The 234-nt window shown below is 32.9% G+C and carries 1 pseudogene; it reads right to left on the reverse strand.

What is annotated here, in order from left to right:
* Positions 1-135: pseudogene (locus tag SB658_RS27735) on the reverse strand (AI-2E family transporter); the annotation flags it as partial.
* Positions 136-234: the final 99 nt, after the last annotated feature.

Consider the following 234-nt stretch of genomic DNA (forward strand, 5'->3'; position numbering starts at 1 on the left):
CTCTTCTAACCGATTCATCAAAAAGGTGAATATGAAGGTCAAGAGAATTAAATTCATCATTCCTCTTAATAGATATAAGGCTGTGGCTAATACTACAAATACAGAAAACCGCTTAACACCAGGTTTTTCGAACAATTTTTAAAAATGCTGCCATTACGTTACACACCTGCCAGGACTAAAGTCTATTTTTCATTGGATCTGATATACATTATATCGGATCTTTCTGTAAATTAT

This window comes from Bacillus sp. SIMBA_008 (assembly GCF_046535495.1).
GTDB classification, from domain to species: domain Bacteria; phylum Bacillota; class Bacilli; order Bacillales; family Bacillaceae; genus Bacillus; species Bacillus subtilis.